Here is a 23,781-nt window from a genome sequence, read left to right as displayed (position 1 = left end):
GAAAAAATGAGATCGGATATAAGGACTGTGCAGGTAAAGCAGGTAAACTAGTGAACAGAATGTGTATTTCAGCTAAGACGTATTTATGACCAATATGATTGCCGACGAAGCCGTGGCGAAGTCCAGCGTGCTCTCTGTCTTTGACTTTGATGGTACGTTGACGCACCACGACAGTTTTATTCCGTTCCTGCGCTTTGCCTTTGGCAAGCGCTATTTTGCTGGCCGACTGGTGCGCATGGCCCTGCCTACGCTGCACTGCGTGCGCCGCAAGCTGACGCGTGATGAACTGAAAGAGGTGTTGATCAAAACCTTCCTGACGGGGGTGGATGAGCACTGGTTACGTCAGCAGGCGGAAGCCTTCTGTGAAAAATACTGGAACAAGCTGATGCGCCCGGAAGGCGTGCTGGCCGTCGCTAATGAGGTCAATTCCGGTGCAGAAGTGACGATTTGCTCCGCCTCCCCGGCGCTGGTGTTACAGCCGTGGGCCGATAAGCTCGGCATTAAGCTGATTGGCACGCAGCTGGAAGTGAAAGACGGCAAGCTGACCGGGCGGATCACCGGCCATAACTGCCGTTGTGCACAGAAGGTGGCGAGGCTGGAGAAGGTGTATGGCGACCTGAACGCGTATCACCTGCGCGCCTGGGGCGACACGCGCGGCGACCATGAATTGCTGGCAGCGGCGCAGGATCCACACTGGCGGCATTTCCATCATCCGAGCAAGCGCCGGAATTCACCAATTAAGGGTTAGGTGCGGCCCGGTGCCCTCAGCCCGGCCCTCTCCCTGTGGGAGAGGGAGAAAAGCGGTACATCAGGCCTCACGTTTCCCCGGGAACATGACGCTCGCAATGATCCCCAGCGCCAGTACCCCCAGCACCACAAACAGGCTTGCCGTGGCACCGATGTTATAACCGTGATGCCAGAAGTGGTCGGTCGCATTCAGCCCCAGCTTGAACGCCACGAAGAACAGCAGTAACACCACCGCTTTTTCCAGATGCACCAGGTACTGCTTCAGCGCTTCCAGCACGAAGTAGAGGGTACGCAGGCCGAGAATGGCGAACATCATGGCGCTGTAGATAATCAGCGGCTCACGGCTGACGGCAATGATTGCGGGTACGGAGTCGAAGGCGAACATCACGTCGGACAGCTCCACCACCGCAACGCAGAGCAGCAGCGGCGTTGCGTAACGCTTCGCCTTTTTCACGCGGCCCACCATCATATCCTTGTTTTCAGGCTTCTCCAGCTCGGCATCCACCTCTTTCTGGGTCAGGATGAACGCATGGCTGCTGATTTTTGGCCACACCGGGTAGAAGCGTTTCACCAGGCGGTACGCCAGATGGCCGGAGTAATCTTCTACTTCATCGCTCTCTTCATTGCGCTTTAGCATCATCACTGCCGTCCAGCCGACGACCAGCGCAAAAATCACCTCAACATACGGCCCCAGGCTCAGCAGGCTGGTGCCGATTGCAACAAAAATACCGCGGAACACAATCGCCCCAAGCACGCCCCAGTAGAGCACGCGGTGACGATATTTATCCGGTACGCCGAACCAGGCGAAGATCGCCATCATCACAAACAGGTTGTCGACGGAAAGAACCTCTTCCAGCGCATAGCCGGTCAGGAACAGACTGGCCATCTCCGCTCCGTGGTGCACGTATAAGAATCCGGCGAAGGCCATCGCCATCATGACCCAGAAGATGGACCACATGACCGCGCTTTTCAGCGAGATCGGCTTATCGTGACGGTGCATGAAGAGGTCGATAAACATCGCCCCAACGGCCATCACCACAAAGACAACAACGGTTTCCGTCGGGAAACCGAGATGAGCAGCAGACATAGACAACCCTTTTAAGAAGACAAAACACCATGCACACAATAAAAAGCGTGGACCCGTTAAGGACGCAGCACGCTAAAAAAATAAATATTAACCGTTCTTTTCAGCGAGTGCCTGCGCGCATGCCCAGGCACTGGCCCACGCCCACTGGAAGTTATACCCGCCGAGCCAGCCGGTAACATCCATCACTTCACCGATGAAATAAAGACCCGGCACGTTGCGGGCTTCCATCGTGCGGGATGAGAGTTCGTTTGTATCCACGCCGCCCAGCGTGACTTCCGCCGTGCGGTAACCTTCGGTGCCGTTTGGCTGCACGCGCCAGTTCGTCAGCGTCTCTACCAGCGTTTCCTGCTCGCGGCTGTTGAGCTGCTTAAGCGCGACATCCGGAATTTGCCCTAACACCTGCAAGCACTCCACGAGACGCTTCGGCAGCTGCATCGCCAGGGTATTTTTCAGGCTTTGATTCGGGTGCGCGGCGCGTTGCTCGTTGAGGAAGGCGTCCAGATCGCAGTCCGGCACCAGGTTCACGGAGACAAACTCCCCCGGCTGCCAGTAACTGGAGATCTGCAATACCGCTGGCCCCGAGAGTCCGCGATGGGTGAAGAGCAGGTTTTCGCGGAATACCGTGCCGTCTTCGGCCGTAATGACCGATGGCACAGACACGCCGGAGAGCGTCTGAAGCTGTTCCAGCAGTGGCTTATGCAGCGTGAACGGTACCAGCCCGGCGCGGGTGGGCAGCACCTTCAGGCCAAACTGCTCGGCAATTTTATAGCCGAACGGCGAGGCGCCCAGCCCCGGCATCGACAGGCCACCGCTGGCAATCACCAGGTTATCGGCGCTGACGGTTTCGCCGTTTAGTTGCAGCGTGTAACCCTGCTCGTCACGGGCGACGTCCAGCACTTCGGTGCGCAGGCGTATTACCACGCCGCCCTTCTCGCACTCGGCCACCAGCATATCGACGATTTGCTGCGCGGAGTCGTCGCAGAACAGCTGTCCCAGCGTCTTCTCATGCCATGCGATACCGTATTTACCCACCAGTTCGATAAAATCCCACTGGGTGTAGCGCGCCAGCGCAGACTTACAGAAATGACGGTTCTGGCTCAAATAGGCCGCAGGCTCGACATAAAGATTAGTAAAGTTGCAGCGCCCACCGCCAGACATCAGGATCTTGCGACCAGGCTTTTTTCCGTTATCCAGCAGCAGCACACGACGACCCGCTTGTCCGGCCATCGCCGCACAAAACATACCCGCCGCACCGGCGCCAATTACTACGGCATCAAACCTTTCCACGTCAAAATCCTCTTCGTTAACTGCCGCGGATTGTAAAGTTTCCTCAGTGGTCGCACCAGCGTAAAAAGATATTACAAAGCCATTTCATTGATATTTAAAGATTATCCTTTCAGGCACTTTTCTCAATTCAGGTGGTATGTCAAAAAAAGTCTATATTTCACTTTGCCCGTTGCGCATTTGTCCTGGATAATGCGCCGCGTTCATGTCCTCAAAATGGCGTAACGTCCTATGCTACATTTGTTTGCCGGCCTGGATTTACATACCGGGCTTTTATTATTGCTTGCTCTGGTTTTTGTGCTGTTTTACGAAGCGATCAACGGCTTCCACGACACTGCAAACGCAGTTGCAACAGTTATCTACACTCGCGCAATGCGATCGCAGCTTGCGGTCGTTATGGCGGCGGTATTTAACTTTTTTGGTGTCCTCCTGGGCGGACTGAGCGTTGCGTATGCGATCGTGCATATGCTGCCAACGGATCTGCTGCTTAACGTGAGTTCCGGTCATGGCCTGGCCATGGTGTTCTCAATGCTGCTTGCTGCGATTATCTGGAACCTTGGTACCTGGTATTTCGGCCTGCCGGCATCCAGCTCTCACACCCTTATCGGCGCGATTATCGGTATCGGTTTAACCAACGCCCTGATGACCGGTACATCGGTGGTTGATGCGCTGAACCTCCCTAAAGTACTGGGTATTTTCGGCTCTCTGATCATCTCTCCTATCGTGGGTCTGGTGGTCGCGGGTGGATTGATTTTCATCCTGCGTCGCTACTGGAGCAACACGAAGAAACGTGCGCGTATCCACCTGACGCCAGCAGAGCGTGAGAAGAAAGACGGCAAGAAAAAGCCGCCGTTCTGGACGCGTATCGCGCTGATCATTTCCGCTATCGGCGTGGCCTTCTCTCATGGCGCGAACGATGGTCAGAAAGGTATAGGTCTGGTGATGCTGGTTCTGATTGGCGTCGCACCGGCGGGCTTCGTGGTTAACATGAATGCCTCCGGTTACGAAATCACCCGTACCCGTGATGCGGTAAACAACGTTGAGACTTACTTCCAGCAGCATCCTGATTTGCTGAAGAAAGCCACCGGCGTGGACCAGCTGATTCCTTCTCCGGATTCAGGCGCAACGACGGCACCGGGCGAGTTCCATTGCCATCCGGCAAACGCGGTTAACGCGCTGGAACGTGCGAAAGGTATGCTGGCCGATATCGAAAGCTACGACAAACTGGCTGTTGAACAGCGCGGTCAGCTGCGTCGCATCATGCTCTGTATCTCCGACGTGACCGATAAAGTCGCGAAGCTGCCAGAGGTTAATGCTGACGACAAGCGTCTGCTGAAGAAACTGAAAGGCGATATGCTCAACACCATTGAGTACGCGCCAATCTGGATCATCATGGCGGTCGCACTGGCGCTGGGTATCGGTACGATGATTGGCTGGCGTCGTGTGGCGACCACCATCGGCGAGAAGATCGGTAAGAAAGGCATGACCTATGCGCAGGGTATGTCCGCGCAGATGACGGCGGCAGTGTCTATCGGTCTGGCGAGCTACACCGGTATGCCAGTCTCCACCACCCACGTACTCTCTTCGTCCGTGGCAGGTACCATGATTGTTGACGGCGGCGGTTTGCAGCGTAAAACCGTGACCAACATTCTGATGGCCTGGGTGTTCACCCTCCCGGCGTCCATCCTGCTGTCTGGCGGTCTGTACTGGATTTCGCTGAAGCTGATTTAATCGGCTGAAGGCGACAAAAAAGCGGGTCAGGAAACTGGCCCGCTTTTTTTATGCTCAGTGCCAAATCATCAGTGCAATCATACTCACCACAACCAGACCACACAGGGCGCTGGTCAAAATGAACTGACGACGCAGGCGCTCGCAGCGACGGATAAACTCTTCATCGTGGTGATCGCGGTAACGCTGGTAGTAGATGTACCCCACCAGACGCATCTGCTTGCTGGGCTGTCCATGCGAGGTGAAGAACCCTCCACCGTCCACATACTGATACAGCAACGGATCGCAACCACGAAGTACCACTAACAGCGCACGTAATGATGAGAAGTAGCGCGCCATATTCACTATGCAAACTACGCATAACGCCCAAAACAATGCGACGGTGCTAATCATACATCCTCCCCGGCGTCCGCCCACGAAGCAAGGCTTCTGAGCTACCGCACCCCAATGCCCTGACAGACAGTTCAGTGAAAGAATGACTAAAAGTCGATCCGGTTCGCGTTTTAATATCCGAACGGCTCATTAAATAGTGTAGGAGATCCGTTAATTTTTTTGCCACAAGGTTAATCGTTATCAACACCAAAGCTTGAAAAATATGTTTAACTGGGCCGTAATGAAAGTATCAGACGACGGCATTCTCATTTAGTCATCGATAACTTAAGGAAGGAGTAACACTATGGCTTACAAACACATTCTCATCGCGGTAGACCTCTCTCCGGAGAGCAAAGTGCTGGTTGATAAAGCGGTATCCATGGCACGTCCCTACAACGCGAAAGTCTCCCTGATTCATGTTGATGTGAATTACTCCGACCTCTACACCGGTCTGATCGACGTAAATCTCGGCGATATGCAGAAACGCATCTCCGAAGAAACTCACCATGCCCTGAGCGAACTGTCCACTAACGCGGGCTATCCGATCACTGAAACCTTAAGCGGTAGCGGCGATCTGGGCCAGGTGCTGGTTGACGCCATTAAGAAATACGATATGGATCTGGTGGTATGTGGTCATCATCAGGACTTCTGGAGCAAGCTGATGTCTTCCGCGCGCCAGCTGATTAATACCGTTCACGTGGATATGCTGATTGTTCCACTGCGTGACGAAGAAGACGAGTAAGTGTGTTAAATACCCCTCACCCTAACCCTCTCCCCACAGGGGAGAGGGAACGATCGAGCCCCTCGCCCCTATGGGGAGAGGGGTTGGGGTGAGGGGACATAAATATCAAACCGGTGCCCTTTCGTGGTCACCGCGTTAGTGGTCGCAACGTCCGCCAACGGCGGTGCGTAGTCCGGGCGTTTCACTACCACCCGCTTAGTTGCAAGCTGACGAGCAGGCTCCAGCAGGCCATCGGCATCTAAATCTGGCCCCACCAGCGACTGAAACACCCGCATCTCTTTCTTCACCAGCGCGCTTTTCTGCTTATGCGGAAACATCGGGTCGAGGTAAACCACCTGCGGACGCGGGGTGATGTCCGTCAGCGCCGTCAGGCTGGAGGCGTGAATAAGCTGCAAACGTTCCTGTAACCACGGACCGATTTCCGGGTCCGCGTAGCCCCGCGCCAGCCCGTCGTCGAGCAGCGCGGCGACAACAGGATTACGCTCCAGCATCCGCACGTGACAGCCGACAGACGCCAGCACAAAGGCATCGCGCCCCAGCCCCGCCGTGGCATCCACCACGTCCGGCAGATAGCTGCCTTTAATGCCGACCGCTTTGGCCACCGCTTCGCCGCGACCACCGCCGAACTTGCGCCGGTGCGCCATCGCGCCGCCGACAAAATCGACAAAAATGCCGCCAAGCTTCGGCTCGTCGCGCTTGCGTAATTCGAGATGCGCTGAAGTCATCACCAGCGCCATCAGGTTATCTTCATCATGTTCCAGCCCCCAGCGGGATGCCAGAACAGATAAGGCGCCGTCCCCGGCGCCCGTTTCATCCACTAAGCAGATCTTCACGTCACAATCAGCCTTTGATCCCATAATGCTCAAGCATCGCATCCAGCTGCGGCTCGCGGCCACGGAAGCGTTTGAACAGCTCCATAGGCTCTTCTGAACCGCCGCGGGTCAGGATGTTGTCGAGGAACGACTGACCGGTTTCGCGGTTGAAAATCCCCTCCTCTTCGAAGCGAGAGAAGGCGTCCGCCGCCAGCACGTCAGCCCACAGGTAGCTGTAGTAGCCTGCGGCGTATCCGCTTGCGAAGATATGGCTGAACGCATGCGGGAAGCGTCCCCAGGTTGGGCCAGGAATAACGGCGACCTGCTTTTTAATCTCGGCCAGCGTTTCAAGGATTTTCGCCCCCTGCTCCGGGCTGAATTCGGCGTGCAGGCGGAAATCGAACAGGCCGAACTCCAGCTGACGCAGGATGAACATCGCCGCCTGGTAGTTTTTCGCCGCCAGCATTTTATCCAGCAGTTCCTTCGGCAGCGGTTCGCCGGTCTCGTAGTGGCCGGAGATAAACGCCAGCGCGTCCGGCTCCCAGCACCAGTTTTCCATAAACTGGCTTGGCAGTTCGACCGCATCCCATGGCACACCGCTGATACCGGCCACGCCAGCGGTTTCGATGCGGGTCAGCATGTGGTGCAGGCCGTGACCGAACTCGTGGAACAGGGTGATCACTTCATCATGGGTAAACAGCGCAGGTTTGCCGCTCACCGGACGGTTGAAGTTACAGGTCAGATAGGCGACCGGTTTTTGCAGGGTACCATCCGCTTTACGCATCTGGCCCACGCAGTCGTCCATCCACGCCCCGCCGCGTTTGTTTTCACGCGCGTAAAGATCCAGATAGAAGCTGCCGCGCAGTTCGTTTTTCTCGTCATACAGCTCGAAGAAGCGCACGTCCGGGTGCCAGACGTCGATATCGTTACGCTCTTTCGCGGTAATGCCGTAGATGCGTTTCACCACCTCGAACAGACCGTTAACGGCTTTGTTTTCCGGGAAGTACGGACGCAGCTGTTCGTCGCTGATGCTGTAAAGGTGCTGTTTCTGTTTTTCGCTGTAGTACGCGATATCCCACGGCTGAAGCTCCTCCACGCCGAACTCCGCTTTCGCAAAGGCGCGCAGCTGAGCCAGTTCCTTTTCACCCTGAGGACGGGCGCGTTTCGCCAGATCGGTGAGGAAGTCGAGCACCTGCTGCGGGTTCTCGGCCATTTTGGTGGCGAGGGATTTATCCGCGTAGCTGTCGAAGCCCAGCAGCTGTGCCAGCTCATGGCGCAGGGCGAGGATCTCCGCCATCACCGGGCTGTTGTCCCATTTGCCCGCATTCGGCCCCTGATCGGAGGCGCGGGTGCTGTAGGCGCGGTACATCTCTTCGCGCAGAGCCTGGTTGTCGCAGTAGGTCATCACCGGCAGATAGCTTGGGATATCCAGCGTTAACAGGAAGCCTTCCTGCTCTTTCGCTTCGGCCTGGGCTTTTGCCGCCGCCAGCGCGCTTTCCGGCATACCCGCCAGTTCGGATTCATCGGCAATCAGCTTCGTCCAGCCCATGGTGGCGTCCAGGACGTTGTTGCTGTACTGGTTGCCCAGCTCAGACAGGCGCGCGGCAATTTCACCGTAACGAACCTGCTTCTCTTTTGGCAGGCCAATCCCGGACAGCTCAAAGTCACGCAGCGCGTTATCGACCGATTTTTTCTGCGCCGTGTTCAGTTCGGCATAGTGGTCGCCGTCGCGCAGGTCGCGGTAGGCTTTGTACAGCCCTTCGTGCTGACCGACCCAGGTGCTGTACTCAGAGAGCAGCGGCAGGGTTTGTTCGTAGGCTTCACGCAGCTCCGGGCTGTTTTTCACCGAGTTCAGGTGGCTCACCGGGGAGAAGATACGTCCCAGCACGTCGTCCACTTCGGCCAGCGGCTGACACAGATTTTCCCAGGTGTACGGCGCGCCTTGCGCAACCACGCTTTCTACCGCCGCGCGGCAGTTGTCCAGCGACTGGGTAACGGCTGGAACCACATGCTCAGGGAGGATTTTAGAAAACGGTGGCAACGAAAAAGGCGTCAGTAATGGATTGGTCATAAACGCTGTCCTGTTGAAATAGATGAATGAAGCGCGCATCCGGCGCTGTGCATATTGTTCAGTAATGGGGTTAAGTGTAGAGGATTTCAATAGCCGCGCTTACCGGGCCTGCGGGTAATCTGTGCCGTTCTGCTGTAAACTGTGGCAAATCGTCAATTCAGCGGAATATCATTACCCATGCTCAGTTATCGCCACAGCTTCCACGCAGGCAACCACGCCGACGTCCTCAAACACACCGTTCAGAGCCTGATCATTGAATCGCTTAAAGAAAAGGATAAACCGTTCCTTTATCTGGACACCCACGCGGGCGCGGGCCGTTATCAGCTGAGCGGCGAGCATGCCGAGCGTACCGGTGAATATCTGGAAGGGATTGCGCGTATCTGGCAGCAGGACGATCTGCCTGCCGAGCTGGAGCCGTACATCGGCGTGGTGAACCACTTCAACCGCAACGGCCAGCTGCGCTATTACCCTGGCTCCCCGCTGATTGCCCGCCAGCTGCTTCGCGAGCAGGACAGCCTCCAGCTGACCGAACTGCACCCGAGCGACTTCCCGCTGCTGCGCTCAGAGTTTCAGAAAGATAATCGCGCCCGCGTGGATAAAGCCGATGGCTACCAGCAGCTGAAAGCGAAGCTGCCGCCGGTTTCCCGTCGCGGCCTGGTGCTGATCGACCCGCCGTACGAAATCAAAACCGATTATCAGGCGGTGGTGACTGGCATCAATGAAGGTTACAAACGCTTTGCGACCGGTACCTATGCCCTGTGGTATCCGGTGGTGCTGCGCGCGCAAATTAAACGCATGATCAAAGACCTCGAAGCGACCGGCATTCGTAAAATCCTGCAAATTGAGCTGGCTGTGCGCCCCGACAGCGACCAGCGCGGCATGACCGCTTCCGGCATGATTGTGATTAACCCGCCGTGGAAGCTGGAAGCACAGATGAACAACGTCCTGCCGTGGCTGCACAAAACGCTGGTGCCAGCCGGAACAGGACACGCCACCGTAAGCTGGATCGTGCCGGAGTAATCGCAGCCATCGGTGGAAACTATTGATTTCAGGTATACAATCGCGGCAATTCACGATTAAGGACAACGCTATGACTAAGCATTATGACTACATCGCAATCGGCGGCGGCAGCGGTGGCATCGCCTCCATCAACCGTGCGGCCATGTATGGCCAGAAATGTGCGCTGATTGAAGCCAAAGAACTCGGCGGCACCTGCGTAAACGTGGGTTGTGTACCGAAGAAAGTGATGTGGCATGCCGCGCAAATCCGTGAAGCTATCCATATGTATGGCCCGGACTACGGTTTTGACACCACGATCAATCATTTCGACTGGGACAAACTGATCGCCAGCCGTACCGCCTACATCAACCGTATTCACACCTCGTACGATAACGTGCTGGGCAAGAATAACGTCGACGTGATCCGCGGCTTCGCCCGTTTCGTGGATGCGAAGACGATCGAGGTAAACGGCGAGACGATCACTGCCGATCACATCCTGATCGCTACCGGCGGCCGTCCGAGCCACCCGAACATTCCGGGCGCGGAATACGGTATCGACTCCGACGGATTCTTCGAGCTGCCTGCTCTGCCAGAACGCGTTGCCATTGTGGGCGCAGGTTACATCGCGGTTGAGCTGGCCGGCGTGATTAACGGTCTGGGCGCACAAGCCCACCTGTTCGTGCGTAAGCACGCGCCGCTGCGCAGCTTTGACCCGCTGATCGTCGATACGCTGGTTGAAGTAATGAACACCGAAGGCCCAACCCTGCACACCAACGCCGTACCAAAAGCGGTGGTGAAAAATGCGGACGGTAGCCTGACGCTTGAGCTGGAAGATGGCCGTAGCCAGACCGTTGATTGCCTGATCTGGGCGATTGGCCGTGAACCGGCCACCGACAACTTCAACCTGGCCGCAACCGGGGTGAAAACCAATGAAAAAGGCTACATCGTCGTTGATAAGTTCCAGAACACCAGCGTACCGGGCATTTATGCCGTGGGCGATAACACCGGTGCGGTTGAACTGACCCCGGTTGCCGTGGCGGCGGGGCGTCGTCTCTCCGAGCGTCTGTTTAACAACAAGCCGGACGAACATCTGGATTACAGCAATATTCCGACCGTGGTCTTCAGCCACCCGCCAATCGGTACCGTCGGCTTAACCGAGCCGCAGGCGCGCGAGCAGTACGGTGATGACCAGGTGAAAGTGTATAAATCGGCGTTTACCGCAATGTATACCGCCGTCACCTCGCACCGTCAGCCGTGCCGGATGAAGCTGGTCTGCGTTGGCCCGGACGAGAAGATCGTCGGCATCCACGGCATTGGCTTCGGCATGGACGAGATCCTGCAAGGCTTCGCGGTGGCGCTGAAGATGGGCGCAACGAAGAAAGACTTCGATAACACCGTGGCGATCCACCCGACTGCGGCGGAAGAGTTTGTAACCATGCGCTGATCCGTCTGATCCGCAACAAAACCGGCCAGCTGGCCGGTTTTTTTATGCCTGTGATGGGTAAACCCAACGGGTGTACAAACAGTAACAAAATAACCCGCTACCCGCGGTGGAATTAACTAATCTTAGAAAGCGCTACGCGTTCGCCTGTTACTACGGAAAAAGATTAGAGATATGAAAATGCACGTAAAGATCACCGCAAAACTGATGGCCAAAATGCACCTTGTTCTCGCGCTGGTATGGGCGATACTGACGATCCCTACCCTGCTGTGGTGGAAAAATAGCATCCTCTGGGTGTCATTAATGAGCATTTACGCCATCGTGATTTCCCATCTGGCTGCGTACAGCGCCGCCCATGCGGAAAAAGCGGCCAGCAAGGCGATGGATAAAAGCGAAGGCGCCAGCCAGAAAGCCAATCAAACCGCCAACAGCCTTTCAGGCGATGCGCGTCAGGCGCATTAATCCCTGCGTTATGCAGAATACCGAATGCTCTGAATTTTATTCCTGCTTTGTATCCAAAGATACTGATTTAATAATTTCATAATCAAAGGGATATCTGATTTTCAGCGTGTTTAAATCCATTTTGAAAGCGTGATCTACCGCACACTTCGCACCGCATTAACCGAAGCGAATGTCTACGCTTAAAAGCTAGCCGGGAAAAACCCGTATTTGTTACGACAAAAACCGGAGGTCCTGAACACCATGTTCAACCAGAAACTACAGACTGCCGAGGATATCGAGTTTGAAATCGCAGAAGAGCTGCGCTACGAAACCGATCCCTGTGAGTTAAAACTGGATGAGATGATCGAGGCAGAGCCGGAACCGGAAATGATTGAAGGACTGCCGGCGTCCGATGCCCTGACGCCCGCAGACCGCTACCTTGAACTGTTTGAACACGTCCAGTCGTCGCGGCTGTTTGCGGACAGCAAAACCTTTCCCGACTGCGCGCCGAAGATGGATCCGCTGGATATTTTGATCCGCTATCGCAAGGTGCGTCGTCACCGTGATTTTGACCTGGCGCGCTTTGTGGAGAATCACTTCTGGCTGCCGGAGGACTACAGCAAAGAGTACGTCTCTGATCCCGGCCTCTCCCTGAAAGAACACATTGATAATCTGTGGCCGGTGCTGACGCGCGAGCCGCAGGATCACATCCCGTGGTCGTCGCTGCTGGCGCTGCCGCAGGCTTATATTGTGCCCGGCGGACGATTCAGCGAGACCTACTACTGGGACTCATACTTCTCCATGCTGGGGCTTGCAGAGAGCGGACGTAACGATCTGCTGAAATGTATGGCCGATAACTTCGCCTGGCTGATTGAGCGCTACGGGCATATCCCGAACGGCAACCGCACCTACTATCTCAGCCGCTCCCAGCCGCCCGTTTTTGCCCTGATGGTGGAGCTGTTTGAAGAGGACGGCGTGCGCGGGGCGAAGCGCTATCTTGAGCATCTCAAAATGGAATACGCCTTCTGGATGGACGGGGCGGAATCGCTGCTGCTCAATCAGGCGTATCGCAGTGCGGTACGTATGCCGGATGGCTCATTACTCAACCGTTACTGGGACGATCGCGATACGCCGCGGGATGAATCGTGGATTGAGGACGTAGAAACCGCCCGTCATTCTGGTCGTCCGCCGAACGAGGTGTATCGCGACCTGCGCGCCGGGGCAGCCTCAGGATGGGATTACTCGTCCCGCTGGCTGCGCGATCCTGCGCGGCTGGCCAGCATCCGCACGACACAGTTTATCCCCATCGATTTGAATGCGTTCCTGTTCAAACTGGAGAGCGCTATCGCCAATATCTCAGCGTCGAAAGGGGATAAAGAGACGGCGGAGCTGTTCCGTCAGAAAGCCAGCGACCGCCGCGCGGCGGTGAACCGCTATCTGTGGGACGAAGAGAACGGCTGTTATCGTGATTACGACTGGCGGCGTGAAGCGCTGGCGCTGTTCTCTGCGGCAAGCATTGTGCCGCTGTATGTGGGGATGGCGACGCATGAGCAGGCTGAACGGCTGTCCGATGCGGTTAAAGCACGTCTCCTCACGCCGGGCGGCATTCTCGCCACCGAATACGAAACCGGGGAGCAGTGGGATAAGCCGAACGGCTGGGCACCGCTACAGTGGATGGCGATCCAGGGGTTCAAACAGTACGGCAATGACTCGCTGGGAGATGAGATCGCCTGGAGCTGGCTGCACACGGTGAATCATTACTACAAAACCCATCATAAGCTGATTGAGAAGTACCACATCGCCAGCAGTACGCCACGCGAAGGTGGCGGGGGTGAGTATCCGTTGCAGGATGGCTTCGGCTGGACGAATGGCGTAGTGCGGCGATTGATTGGGCTGTATGGGGAGCCCTGAGTCTCACCCCTCACCCTGACCCTCTCCCCTGAGGGGAGAGGGGACTTAACGGTGCGGCCTTTTCTCCCTCGCCCCTTTGGGGAGAGGGCCGGGGTGAGGGGGAAAATAATCAGCGGATCACCTCATAAATGGCAGTCTGGATGGACTGCCATTTTTTTGTGCTGGCATCGGGCTGGGATTTGGCGCGGCGCGTTGCCATCTCGGCGTCGTGCTGCTGACGTTTCACTACCGCCGGGACGGTACAGAATGCTTTCAGGTACTGCTTACGCATAGAGGTCAGCGATTCGCCGTTCGCCATTGCATGGCTCAGCGTATTAATAAAGCGTCGGCAGGGCTTTTGCTCTGTCATTTGCAGGCGGTAGCGCAACATCACTTCCAGCACGTCGTCGTAGCCTGCCGACAACGCCTCCTCCGTCCATGACATTTTCCAGTCCATCCCACCCTGCAAGAAGAGGAGCGCCACGCGGGTGTCATTGCGATTGATGGCCGAACGGAAATTATTCTCATCCCAGGTAACCCCCATGCGGGTTAACGTCTCCCGTGAGGAAGGCGTTTCACGCATCTCCTGCGCTGGCGGCGCCCCGGCGGCAGCCACGACGGCTTGCTGCGGTTTACTGCTGGTCACCAGCCAGAATCCCCCCACGATAATGGCGATAACCATTACGCCAACCGCGCCCCACAGCACCCCGGAGATCAGCTGCTCGCGCTGCTCAGGCGTTCGCGTCGCGCGCTGGGTCGGTTTCTCTATGCTGTCGCGAACTTCAAAAAGATCGCCGCCTGTGGTGCGGTCCAGTTTTTGCGCCTTTTCCCAGAACGCGTGCAGATCGCTTTCAGCCACCGCCATCAGCGCCGCCGGGTTAACCCGTGTCCGCCCTTCCTCAAACGCACGCTGGACGGAGCGGGTGATCTGCGTGTAATAGCTGTCGAGCAGCTGGATTTGCGCCCCGCTTAACGGCTGCTGGACGGTGATGCTGTTGCGGATTTGTCGAATATCTTCGAGGAAGGTTTGCAGGGTTTTGCGAGGCTCTACCAGCAGCGTCAGCATGTCCGGTGCGTTAAACAGCGATGCGTAGTAGCGGCTAAATTCTTTTTTATCCACCAGCAACTGGGCCAGCTCGCTGAACAACATGCCGCTCAGAACATCATTAATCTCACCATTTTTCAGCCAGCGACGCACGCGTTCAGCGTTAAACAAGGTTTTAAGGTGATTATTCAGCCGCACCGGATCGGGCCACGCCTGCTGTATCAGCCCTTTTATCATCAGCTCAATGGCACGCACCTGTTTCTGCGCCTGAAGCTGGCTCTCCTTCTCTGGCACCATCCCGGTATCGTAGGTCAGAAGGGGCTGTTGCAGACGCAGATATTCAAGGGAGGTGACGAAGCGCATCGCCGCAATCAGCTGGTTTTCGCTGACATCCTGCCCGCTTTCATACTGGGGAACGCGCTGCTGAAGCAAACGTAATTGCAGCGTAAAGGCCGTCATTTCCGCATCATTCAGGTTCAGCTTGCTGGCTACGGCGCCCCACCCACCCAGCCCCAGGCGGGCGCTATCCAGTTGTTCCAGAAACCAGCGTGGATCTTTTCCTTCAGAAACAGGTACATTCAACAGAAGTAAGATTTCAACAGACGCCTGCCGGATCGCCGCCAGACAGTGTTCAAACTGTTCGCGGGTATGATGCGATGAGCTAATCATCATTGTTTTCCTTGAGAGACAATGCGTACCGCAAAAGCGGTTTTAAAGGTTGTTTTTCTTTTTATTTATATGAAGTTAAACATACCTGAGTTTCTGTTGAAATAAAGTGACAACCTTATAATCATTTGCACTGCCTCTGGAGGATCCTCATGCCCGCCTTAACCACCGCGCGTCTCACCTGCTCGCCGCTGCAAGAGCAAGACTGGCCCTTTTTTCTGTCGCTACAGCAAAATCCGGAAGTAATGCGTTTTGTCGCCCCTGCGCGTAGCGAGGCGGACATTCGGGAAGCCTTCGAGGCTCGTCTGTTGCCGTGGACGCCGGGAAGCGCGCACTGGCTCTGCCTCGTCGTGCGTGATACGGCCAGCCAGACGCCGCTGGGCGTAACCGGCTATGTGCACCGGGAAGCCGACTGTGCCGAAGTCGGTTTTCTCTTTACGACCTCTGCACAGGGAAAAGGTTACGGCTTTGAATCTCTGCGGGCGGTGTGTGATTTCGCGCTGACTCAGGGCAATATTCGTCGGCTTACCGCCACCGTTACCGCGGGAAATATCGCCTCAAGGCGACTGCTCGAAAAAACAGGTTTTCAGCTGGAAGGTGAGTTACGTGAGAGTTATTTCCTTTCAGGGCAATGGCATAACGACTGGCTATTCGGTTTACTGAAAAAGGAATACCCGTTCAGTTAAACCTGATCAACGGCCATTTGGCGGATATTTCCCGGACGGTGTTTCCTCTATAGTCACGCCCCTAAGAGGAAACGCTTATGACGGGTTATGCAATGCAGATATCTTCTGCTGCAATCGCATTAATTAAAAAACAACAGGGTCTTTCCCTGGCGAAATACCGTGACGAAAAGGGAATATGGGTTATTGGTTATGGTCACGTGATTCGCCAGTGGGAAAAATTTAACGGTCTCATCACGCCCGCTGAGGCGGAGTATTTGCTTTTCAATGATATTCAATTATGTGAGACGCTGCTGCGGGAAATGAACACACGCCCTTTAACCCAACAGCAGCATGATGCACTGATATTAACCCTTTTCAGTTTTGGGGCAGAGTCCCCTCTGCCAGAGAAGATCCTTCAGGCCGTCGCCCGGGTGTAATACATCGCGGCCTGCGTCCGGTTTTTAACATCAAGGCGGCGGAAAAGCGTCTCAAGATGGGCTTTTACCGTTGCCGCACTGATGTTGAGATTACGCCCAATCTCTTTATTGGACTCTCCGGCCGCCAGTAACTTCAACACCTCACGCTGGCGCTCGCTTAACAATGACAGTTCATCCTGGGAAGAGTGCTGCTTCAGCCACTCGCCGGGAAAACAGACCATCCCTCGCGATACAGAATCCAGCACTGCGGAAAAGCGTTCGGGATTCGCATTGCGGGGAACTATCGCCACCACGTTGCGCTGAAACATTTGCTCAACCCAACGCCGCTCTTTTTTCGTTAACACCAATACCACGCGCGCCGTTGGAAAACGATCCATAATCTCTTCCAGTAAAGCCACACCATTATCACGAATTAATTCCCCATCTATCATGACGATAGCGGAGGGCGACGCGGATAATTGCGCCCATAATTCATCAGTCTGACGAGCCCCTGTCATATCTATTTCCGGAATTAACTTCTGCAAACTGTATATCGCTCCATGAATAAATAATGACTGCCTGTCAAACATGATTACTCGCATCGTTTTACTCCTCTGAGAATAGCGAAGGGGGATTCTACAGAGGCATTTTTTAAGAAAAAACTCAATGAATGGAGAGGTTACAAATCACCCAGCTCTCTTTATATCTTCCAGGATTTAGACATACTTGCTTTAAGGATTTCCTCAAGAGGGGTTCCCTCCCCTTAAGAGTGAACATTACAGGAACATACCGCCCGACACTTCAATACGTTGCGCATTCATCCAGCCCAGTTTGTCGCTGAGCAACGCCACGATAGCGTCTCCAATATCATCGGGCAGACCCACGCGCCCCAGCGCGGTCTGTGAGGCCAGCAGCTGGTTAAGCTCCGCATTGTCCCGTACGCGTCCGCCACCAAAGTCGGTTTCAATGGCGCCAGGCGCGATGATATTGACGGAAATCCCACGCGCGCCAAGCTCTTTTGCCTGATAGCGGGTCAGCACTTCCATCGCCCCTTTCATTGCCGCGTAGGTGCCTGAACCTGGCTGAGTAAAACGGGCCAGTCCACTTGAGACGTTCAGGATCCGCCCTCCGTCTTTTATTAGCGGCAGCAGCTGTTGCGTGAGGAAAAACGGACCTTTGAAGTGAATGTTCACCGCATCATCAAACTGCGCTTCTGTCGTCTCGGTATAGGGTGCGTATAAACCTGTACCCGCGTTGTTCACTAAATAGTCAAAGGTGTCACGCTGCCAGACCTGTTTAAGGGTCTCCTTCACCTGTTGAGCAAAGCGCGTAAAACTTGCCGTATCGCCGACGTTAAGCTGCAATGCTGCCGCTTTACCGCCTTTTCTCTCAATTTCCTGCACAACGTCCTGCGCCTCCTGCTGGCTGCTGTTCCAGGTCAGGATGATCCCTGTCCCTTCCGCTGCCAGCTTCAAAACGGCATTTTTGCCCAGGCCGCGGCTACCGCCAGTCACTAAAGCAATACGTTCACTCATAATTCACCTCGTTTCGGCTGTGATGAAGATTGAGAAAGAGCTTATTAGATGGTAGAAAATCAATAAATACCGCATATAGCGTTTTACTGTTTCATTCATAACAACAATGACCAACATCTATGGATAAAATACACGCAATGCAGCTTTTCCTTCGCGTCGCGGAACTGGAGAGTTTTTCCCGTGCGGCGGAGACGTTAAGCCTGCCGAAGGGGAGCGTATCGCGACAGATCCAGGCGCTGGAAAACGTGCTTGGCACGCAGCTGCTGCACCGCACGACCCGCCGCGTCAGCCTGACGCAGGACGGCATGGTTTATTACGAGCGCGCAAAAGATCTGCTGATGAATCTGGACGAACTGGACGGCATGTTCCTGCACGATCCTTCCACCATCAGCGGTCGGCTACGTGTGGATATGCCCGTTGCCATTGCGCGAAATGTAGTCATTCCGAAACTGCCTGCTTTTTTACAACAGTATCCCGGCATTGAGCTGGAGCTGAGTAGCAGCGATCGTCTGGTCGATGTCATCCGCGAAGGATTTGACTGTGTGGTTCGCGTGGGAAACCTGAAGGACTCCGGGCTTATCGCCCGCCCGCTTGGACAACTCTCGGTGATTAACTGCGCCAGCCCGGATTATCTGACGCGATTCGGCTTCCCGGAGACGCTGGACGATTTGGCCTCGCATGCCCTTATTCACTACTCCGCCACGCTGGGCACACGTCCGCAGGGTTTTGAGTATTACAACGGCAGCGCGACCCAGTGGGTAAAAACGGGAGGCGTATTAACGGTTAACAGCACGGAAACCTACCAGGCCGCCTGTATCGCCGGGCTTGGCATTATTCAGGTCCCGCGCGTTGGGGTGCGTGACGCCCTGCGCACGAAAAAACTTGTCGAGATCCTGCCGCAATACCGGGCCGAACCGATGCCCGTCTCCCTCATTTATCCCCATCGCCGTAACCTCTCCCGCCGGATGCATGTGTTTATGGAGTGGCTTACCGAACTCACAAAAGGTTACGTGGACTAGTCGCAAGCTATAATTCAGTAACATCCAGCTCAACGAAAAGGAAAACGCGCGTGACGCCGGAAAATAACCCGCAACGACCGACTCAACATTTAGATTATGACCCCATCAAAAAGATGGATAACGAGCCTGAAGCGCCGAAAGAGCCTGGAACGGCCAGCAAAGCGCTGGGCACCGTGACCGGCATAGCCGAAAAAATTCAGCAGATACCCGCGATTGCTCACCTGATCCGCGCCGCTGAGCGCTTTAACGACCGCATGGGAAATCAGTTCGGCGCGGCGATCACCTACTTCTCTTTCCTGTCGATGATCCCCATCCTGATGGTGTCATTTGCCGCCGCCGGTTTTGTGCTGGCGTCTCACCCGACGCTATTGCAGGACATCTTCAATAAGATCCTGACCAACGTCAGCGACCAGACGCTCGCCACGACGCTCAAAAGCACCATCAATACCGCCGTGCAGCAGCGTACTACCGTGGGTATCGTCGGGTTGCTGATTGCGCTCTATTCCGGCGTGAACTGGATGGGCAACCTGCGTGAGGCCATTCGCGCCCAGTCGCGTGACGTCTGGGAGCGTACGCCGCAGGATCAGGAGAAGATATGGGTGAAGTATCTGCGCGACTTTATTTCGCTGATTGGACTGCTGGTGGCGCTGGTCATCACGCTCTCCATCACCTCGGTCGCTGGTTCCGCACAGCAGATGATCATCTCCGCGCTGTATCTGGATTACATTGAATGGCTGAAACCGGCCTGGCGCGGCATTGGGCTGGCCATCTCCATCTTTGCTAACTATCTGCTGTTCTTCTGGATCTTCTGGCGTTTGCCCCGCCATCGTCCACGCAAGAAGGCGCTGATGCGCGGGACGCTGATTGCCGCCATTGGTTTTGAGGTGATCAAAATTGTGATGACCTATACACTGCCGTCGCTGGTGAAGTCTCCCTCCGGCGCGGCCTTTGGTTCGGTACTGGGGCTGATGGCTTTCTTCTATTTCTTCGCTCGCCTGACGCTGTTCTGCGCCGCGTGGATCGCCACGGCAGAGTATAAAGATGACCCGCGCATGCCGGGTAAAACTCACCGCTGAGGTGCTGTCGGGCTGATATTTCAGCCCGATTCATCAATTCAGCATATAAATCCAGACCGTAACTTTTATTTAACGCAAAACCAGTTTTAATGTCTGATATTTAAAAAGTGTGAAGCATTTCATGGAAGTGTTTTCGCTGGTCTGAAAATTATCCGCTTTTTGTTGCTTTTATGACCACGCCACGCCTTTGTTACAGATTGAAATGTCGCTTTTGCTATGCCTAATATGGCCCTTCGTTCGTCCAAAAATAAGAAAATATTATGCAAGCAACAGCCACCACACTTAACGAAGGGGCGGAACACGTTCCGGTCAACTCGCGCAATAAAGTCGTCGTCGCATCGCTGATTGGCACCGCCATTGAGTTCTTCGACTTTTATATTTACGCCACCGCTGCGGTCATTGTCTTTCCGCATATTTTCTTCCCCCAGGGCGATCCGACGGCAGCCACGCTACAGTCTTTAGCCACCTTTGCTATCGCCTTCGTTGCGCGTCCGATTGGTTCAGCGGTCTTTGGTCACTTTGGCGATCGCGTTGGCCGTAAAGTGACGCTGGTTGCCTCGCTGCTGACGATGGGGATCTCTACCGTCGCCATTGGCCTGCTCCCGACCTATGAAACTATCGGCATTCTGGCGCCTGTGCTGCTGGCGCTGGCGCGCTTTGGTCAGGGTCTGGGGCTGGGCGGTGAATGGGGCGGCGCGGCGCTGCTGGCGACCGAGAACGCCCCGGCGCGCAAGCGTGCCCTGTATGGCTCTTTCCCACAGCTGGGCGCGCCGATTGGTTTCTTCTTTGCTAACGGCACCTTCCTGCTGCTCTCCTGGCTGCTGACCGATGAACAGTTCATGAGCTGGGGCTGGCGTATTCCGTTTGTGTTCTCAGCGGTGCTGGTGCTGATTGGCCTGTATGTTCGTGTTTCCCTGCATGAGACGCCGGTGTTTGCAAAAGTGGCCGCGGCGAAAAAACAGGTAAAAGTGCCGCTGGGTACGCTGCTGACCAAACACGTGCGCGTGACCGTGCTGGGCACGTTCATCATGCTGGCGACCTACACGCTGTTCTACATCATGACCGTTTACTCCATGACCTACAGTACCGCCGCCGCGCCGGTCGGACTGGGCCTGCCGCGTAATGAAGTGCTGTGGATGCTGATGATGGCGGTCATCGGATTTGGTGTGATGGTGCCCATCGCGGGCCTGCTGGCGGATAAATTTGGCCGTCGTTCAAGCATGATCGTCATCACCTCGCTGATTATTCTGTTCGCGCTGTTTGTCTTCCCGCCGCTGCTGGGTTCAGGTAGCCCTGCGCTGGTGATGGCGTATCTGCTGATTGGCCTGAGCCTGATGGGGCTGACCTTTGGCCCGATGGGCGCGCTGCTGCCGGAGCTGTTCCCGACCGAAGTGCGTTATACCGGCGCGTCGTTCTCCTATAACGTTTCGTCGATTCTGGGCGCCTCGGTAGCGCCGTATATCGCCACGTGGCTTCAGGCGAACTATGGCCTGTTCTATGTGGGTGTCTATCTGGCGGCAATGGCAGCGCTGACGCTGATTGCGCTGCTGCTGACGCACGAGACGAAGCATCAGGCGCTGTAATTCACTGCGGCCTGATGCCCTCACCCCGGCCCTCTCCCACAGGGAGAGGGAGAAAGGAAGCTACTTCTTCATCTGCGATAAGATCGTCCGACACTGATTCGCTTCGCCTTCTGACGGCGAAATCAACGCCAGCAGCGCCGCCGCAGGGGTGACCAGCGTGGCGAGCGCGGCGGCGACTGCACCGCGCGCAATCAACGGCCCGGCCTTCACGCCCGCCTGCGGATCTTTGAAGGTCCCGCGGACGTACAGCGGCGAGCGCAGGGTGATGATACGTATACCTTTACTTTCCGGATCGATGGTTAAATCCAGCTGCTCGGACGCCATGCTGGCGGTGCCGGTGACGTTGATAACCGCGTTTTCCGTGTCGAAGGCGAAGATTTGCGGACGCGCCACGCCGTTGACCAGATCCAGATTTGCCGCCGCGCAGTTAACGCGCACTTCGTCGTCACCGAAGATTTGCCCGATGATAAAGTTCCCGACGTTCAGCCCCAGGATCTCCATCAGGTTACGGCTCACCAGCCCGTCGTTCATCAGCAGTTTCAGGTTGCCGTTTCCGCTGCCCAGCAGCGCCGCCACGGAGTTACCCGTGCCGCGAATGTCCGCGTCGCCGTTCATCTCACCGAGGGTCTTCTGCATCAGCTCCACGTCCGGCATCAGCTCTTTCAGCTTCAGCCGACGCGCCTGGATCTCCGCGCGTCCCTGCATCGGCTTTTTATCTCCCTCAAGGTGGATATTCGAGGAAATCGTCCCCCCCGCCATGCCAAACTTCAGCGGTTGCAGGCGCAGGTCGGCGTTTTTCAGGATGATATGGGTCGAGAGATTACTCAGCGGCAGCGTGCTGCCATGCTCAATTTTACGTCCTTTGAAGCGCACATCCGCATCCATCACGTCCCACTTGTCGGTTTCGAAGCGGTCATAGGGCAGCACTTTTCCCGCAGGCTGAACGTCCTTTTTAACCTCTTTTGACTTCGTGCCTTTACCCGAATCCACGCCAATCAGCGGCCCAAGATCGGCCAGACGCAGCTGGCGGGATTCAACGTCCCCTTCCAGTTTCGGACGCGGTTTTCCGGTGGTGTAGGTCAGCGTACCGTGAATATCGCTGTCGCCAATACGACCGTTGAATCCCCGGTAGTCAAAAACGGACGATTTTTCGGTGTCGATTTTGGCAACCAGGTGCCCGTCCGTTTCAAACGGCGGGGTATCCGGCAGCAGTACGCCGGTGAGATCGTACAGTTCACCCAGTGAATCACCGGCAAACTTAAGCTGGAGGTCGACGCCGCCCATGTTCATCGGGTCGTTAACCGTGCCCACGAACGCCACGCGGGTATTACCGGAGCGGAAATCCGCCTGCACCGGGAACGACGTACCCTCGCTTCTGAGTGCCAGCATACCGCCAATTTTTCCTTTCCCCGTCAGCGGCTGTCCGTTGTAGCGCCCTTTCGCCGTCAGGCCGAAGACGTAATCACCCGCTTTGCTGTCATCGCCTTTGGCTTTGCTGCCCGTCACTTCGCTAAACGGCAGCGGCTTGCCCAGCGGATCGACGAGGATCTCCACGTCAGCCTTACTCACTTTATCGTCAATGGCGATCCGCCCCCGATCGAACAGAATATTGTCGAGTCGGAAGGACCACGAAGAGGGCTGCGCATTCGGATCTTTATCGCCGCTGCTGGCGAGATCGAACGTCCAGTTGTTGTTTTTCTCTGACAGGCGAATCAGCCGCGCGTCGGGCTGCTGGAGTTTGATCCACGGCAGATACACCGTTTTGGTTAGCAGGGCTAACGGTGCCAGCGTGGCTTCCACGCGCGGCAGATGAATCATGGTCACTTCGGGGATGTCGGGTGGGTTGCCGAGAATGATATCGTCGGCGTGAACGTGCGGCCATGGCACCCAGCTTCGCCAGCCGGTTTCCTCTTTCTGGCGCTCCCACACGACGCCCAAATCGCCGCGTATTGCGAAGGGGCGGTTCAGCTCGGCTGAGACTTTCTGGTTGATGGTCGGTTTGAGGCGGTTCCAGTCAAACGTGGCGATAATGATGATTAAGACCACGATCAGCAACAAGAAAATCCCTGCTGTCCAGGAAATCACCCTGGTTGTTTTTGTCATTGTTGTCCCCTTTCCTGATGAACTTGCCTCTAAAACTATAGTTCAGACAAAGGGAAGCG

Annotated in this window: 21 protein-coding genes; 12 read left to right on the top strand and 9 right to left on the bottom strand. The window is 55.7% G+C overall.

Annotation, left to right across the window (positions count from 1 at the left end; genetic code table 11):
• Positions 1-85 precede the first annotated feature (85 nt).
• On the top strand, positions 86-748 hold the full coding sequence (locus ACOTX7_RS06905; protein ID WP_003861228.1) for an HAD family hydrolase: 663 nt from the start codon (positions 86-88) through the stop codon (positions 746-748).
• Between the two features lie 60 nt (positions 749-808).
• On the opposite strand, the gene ACOTX7_RS06900 is transcribed toward ACOTX7_RS06905, so the two are convergent.
• On the bottom strand, positions 809-1,834 hold the full coding sequence (locus tag ACOTX7_RS06900) for a TerC/Alx family metal homeostasis membrane protein (protein WP_221256605.1): 1,026 nt from the start codon (positions 1,832-1,834) through the stop codon (positions 809-811).
• A gap of 87 nt (positions 1,835-1,921) precedes the next feature.
• Positions 1,922-3,121, bottom strand: a complete 1,200-nt coding sequence (locus tag ACOTX7_RS06895; RefSeq protein WP_221813285.1) for an NAD(P)/FAD-dependent oxidoreductase — start codon at positions 3,119-3,121, stop codon at positions 1,922-1,924.
• A 228-nt stretch (positions 3,122-3,349) separates the two neighbouring features.
• Between ACOTX7_RS06895 and pitA the strand changes: the two genes are divergently transcribed.
• On the top strand, positions 3,350-4,849 hold the full coding sequence (gene pitA, locus ACOTX7_RS06890; RefSeq protein ID WP_006808559.1) for an inorganic phosphate transporter PitA: 1,500 nt from the start codon (positions 3,350-3,352) through the stop codon (positions 4,847-4,849).
• A gap of 54 nt (positions 4,850-4,903) precedes the next feature.
• On the opposite strand, the gene uspB is transcribed toward pitA, so the two are convergent.
• On the bottom strand, positions 4,904-5,239 hold the full coding sequence (gene uspB / locus ACOTX7_RS06885; protein ID WP_003861224.1) for a universal stress protein UspB: 336 nt from the start codon (positions 5,237-5,239) through the stop codon (positions 4,904-4,906).
• A gap of 283 nt (positions 5,240-5,522) precedes the next feature.
• Between uspB and uspA the strand changes: the two genes are divergently transcribed.
• Positions 5,523-5,960 (top strand): universal stress protein UspA, encoded by a 438-nt coding sequence (gene uspA, locus ACOTX7_RS06880; protein ID WP_003861223.1) that lies wholly within the window; start codon positions 5,523-5,525, stop codon positions 5,958-5,960.
• 68 nt (positions 5,961-6,028) lie between these two features.
• On the opposite strand, the gene rsmJ is transcribed toward uspA, so the two are convergent.
• Entirely contained in the window at positions 6,029-6,793 is a 765-nt protein-coding gene (rsmJ, locus tag ACOTX7_RS06875; RefSeq protein ID WP_221813283.1) for a 16S rRNA (guanine(1516)-N(2))-methyltransferase RsmJ, read from the bottom strand.
• Positions 6,794-6,800: 7 nt separating this feature from the next.
• Entirely contained in the window at positions 6,801-8,843 is a 2,043-nt protein-coding gene (gene prlC, locus ACOTX7_RS06870; protein WP_221256611.1) for an oligopeptidase A, read from the bottom strand.
• 177 nt (positions 8,844-9,020) lie between these two features.
• Here prlC and ACOTX7_RS06865 point away from each other — a divergent pair, with 177 nt between their 5' ends.
• From ACOTX7_RS06865 to ACOTX7_RS06850, 4 genes are all read left to right on the top strand, one after another.
• Complete coding sequence (locus tag ACOTX7_RS06865; RefSeq protein WP_006808562.1) at positions 9,021-9,863, top strand: 23S rRNA (adenine(2030)-N(6))-methyltransferase RlmJ; 843 nt, start codon at positions 9,021-9,023, stop codon at positions 9,861-9,863.
• Positions 9,864-9,933: 70 nt separating this feature from the next.
• Positions 9,934-11,286: a glutathione-disulfide reductase gene (gene gorA, locus ACOTX7_RS06860; protein WP_221256613.1), complete on the top strand. Its 1,353-nt coding sequence runs from the start codon at positions 9,934-9,936 to the stop codon at positions 11,284-11,286.
• Positions 11,287-11,457: 171 nt separating this feature from the next.
• Complete coding sequence (locus ACOTX7_RS06855; protein WP_006808564.1) at positions 11,458-11,745, top strand: hypothetical protein; 288 nt, start codon at positions 11,458-11,460, stop codon at positions 11,743-11,745.
• Positions 11,746-11,985: 240 nt separating this feature from the next.
• Entirely contained in the window at positions 11,986-13,635 is a 1,650-nt protein-coding gene (locus tag ACOTX7_RS06850) for an alpha,alpha-trehalase (protein WP_006808565.1), read from the top strand.
• 109 nt (positions 13,636-13,744) lie between these two features.
• On the opposite strand, the gene ACOTX7_RS06845 is transcribed toward ACOTX7_RS06850, so the two are convergent.
• Positions 13,745-15,331, bottom strand: coding sequence for an STY4199 family HEPN domain-containing protein (locus ACOTX7_RS06845; protein ID WP_221813281.1), 1,587 nt, complete (start codon positions 15,329-15,331; stop codon positions 13,745-13,747).
• A 146-nt stretch (positions 15,332-15,477) separates the two neighbouring features.
• On the opposite strand from ACOTX7_RS06845, the gene ACOTX7_RS06840 reads away from it, so the two are divergent.
• Positions 15,478-16,011 (top strand): GNAT family N-acetyltransferase, encoded by a 534-nt coding sequence (locus tag ACOTX7_RS06840; RefSeq protein ID WP_221813279.1) that lies wholly within the window; start codon positions 15,478-15,480, stop codon positions 16,009-16,011.
• 77 nt (positions 16,012-16,088) lie between these two features.
• Positions 16,089-16,427: a lysozyme gene (locus ACOTX7_RS06835; protein ID WP_006808568.1), complete on the top strand. Its 339-nt coding sequence runs from the start codon at positions 16,089-16,091 to the stop codon at positions 16,425-16,427.
• Here the strand turns inward: ACOTX7_RS06835 and ACOTX7_RS06830 are convergent.
• Positions 16,406-17,008, bottom strand: a complete 603-nt coding sequence (locus ACOTX7_RS06830) for a helix-turn-helix transcriptional regulator (protein ID WP_006808569.1) — start codon at positions 17,006-17,008, stop codon at positions 16,406-16,408. The two genes, ACOTX7_RS06835 and ACOTX7_RS06830, sit on opposite strands and share 22 nt — an antisense overlap.
• Positions 17,009-17,182: 174 nt before the next feature.
• Positions 17,183-17,941, bottom strand: a complete 759-nt coding sequence (locus ACOTX7_RS06825) for an SDR family NAD(P)-dependent oxidoreductase (RefSeq protein ID WP_213828649.1) — start codon at positions 17,939-17,941, stop codon at positions 17,183-17,185.
• Positions 17,942-18,060: 119 nt separating this feature from the next.
• Between ACOTX7_RS06825 and ACOTX7_RS06820 the strand changes: the two genes are divergently transcribed.
• The 3 genes from ACOTX7_RS06820 (at position 18,061) to ACOTX7_RS06810 (ending at position 21,619) form a co-directional block, all read left to right on the top strand.
• Positions 18,061-18,960, top strand: a complete 900-nt coding sequence (locus ACOTX7_RS06820; RefSeq protein ID WP_221256616.1) for a LysR family transcriptional regulator — start codon at positions 18,061-18,063, stop codon at positions 18,958-18,960.
• A 50-nt stretch (positions 18,961-19,010) separates the two neighbouring features.
• On the top strand, positions 19,011-20,036 hold the full coding sequence (gene yhjD / locus ACOTX7_RS06815) for an inner membrane protein YhjD (RefSeq protein WP_006808572.1): 1,026 nt from the start codon (positions 19,011-19,013) through the stop codon (positions 20,034-20,036).
• 260 nt (positions 20,037-20,296) lie between these two features.
• Entirely contained in the window at positions 20,297-21,619 is a 1,323-nt protein-coding gene (locus tag ACOTX7_RS06810; protein ID WP_205922659.1) for an MFS transporter, read from the top strand.
• 60 nt (positions 21,620-21,679) lie between these two features.
• On the opposite strand, the gene ACOTX7_RS06805 is transcribed toward ACOTX7_RS06810, so the two are convergent.
• Positions 21,680-23,722: an AsmA family protein gene (locus ACOTX7_RS06805; RefSeq protein ID WP_221256619.1), complete on the bottom strand. Its 2,043-nt coding sequence runs from the start codon at positions 23,720-23,722 to the stop codon at positions 21,680-21,682.
• Positions 23,723-23,781 lie beyond the last annotated feature (59 nt).

Source organism: Enterobacter cloacae complex sp. IR5418, from assembly GCF_049238105.1.
GTDB lineage: Bacteria > Pseudomonadota > Gammaproteobacteria > Enterobacterales > Enterobacteriaceae > Enterobacter > Enterobacter hormaechei.
Note: the sequence above shows the minus strand (reverse complement) of the source record. Positions and strands in the feature narration are given on the sequence as shown.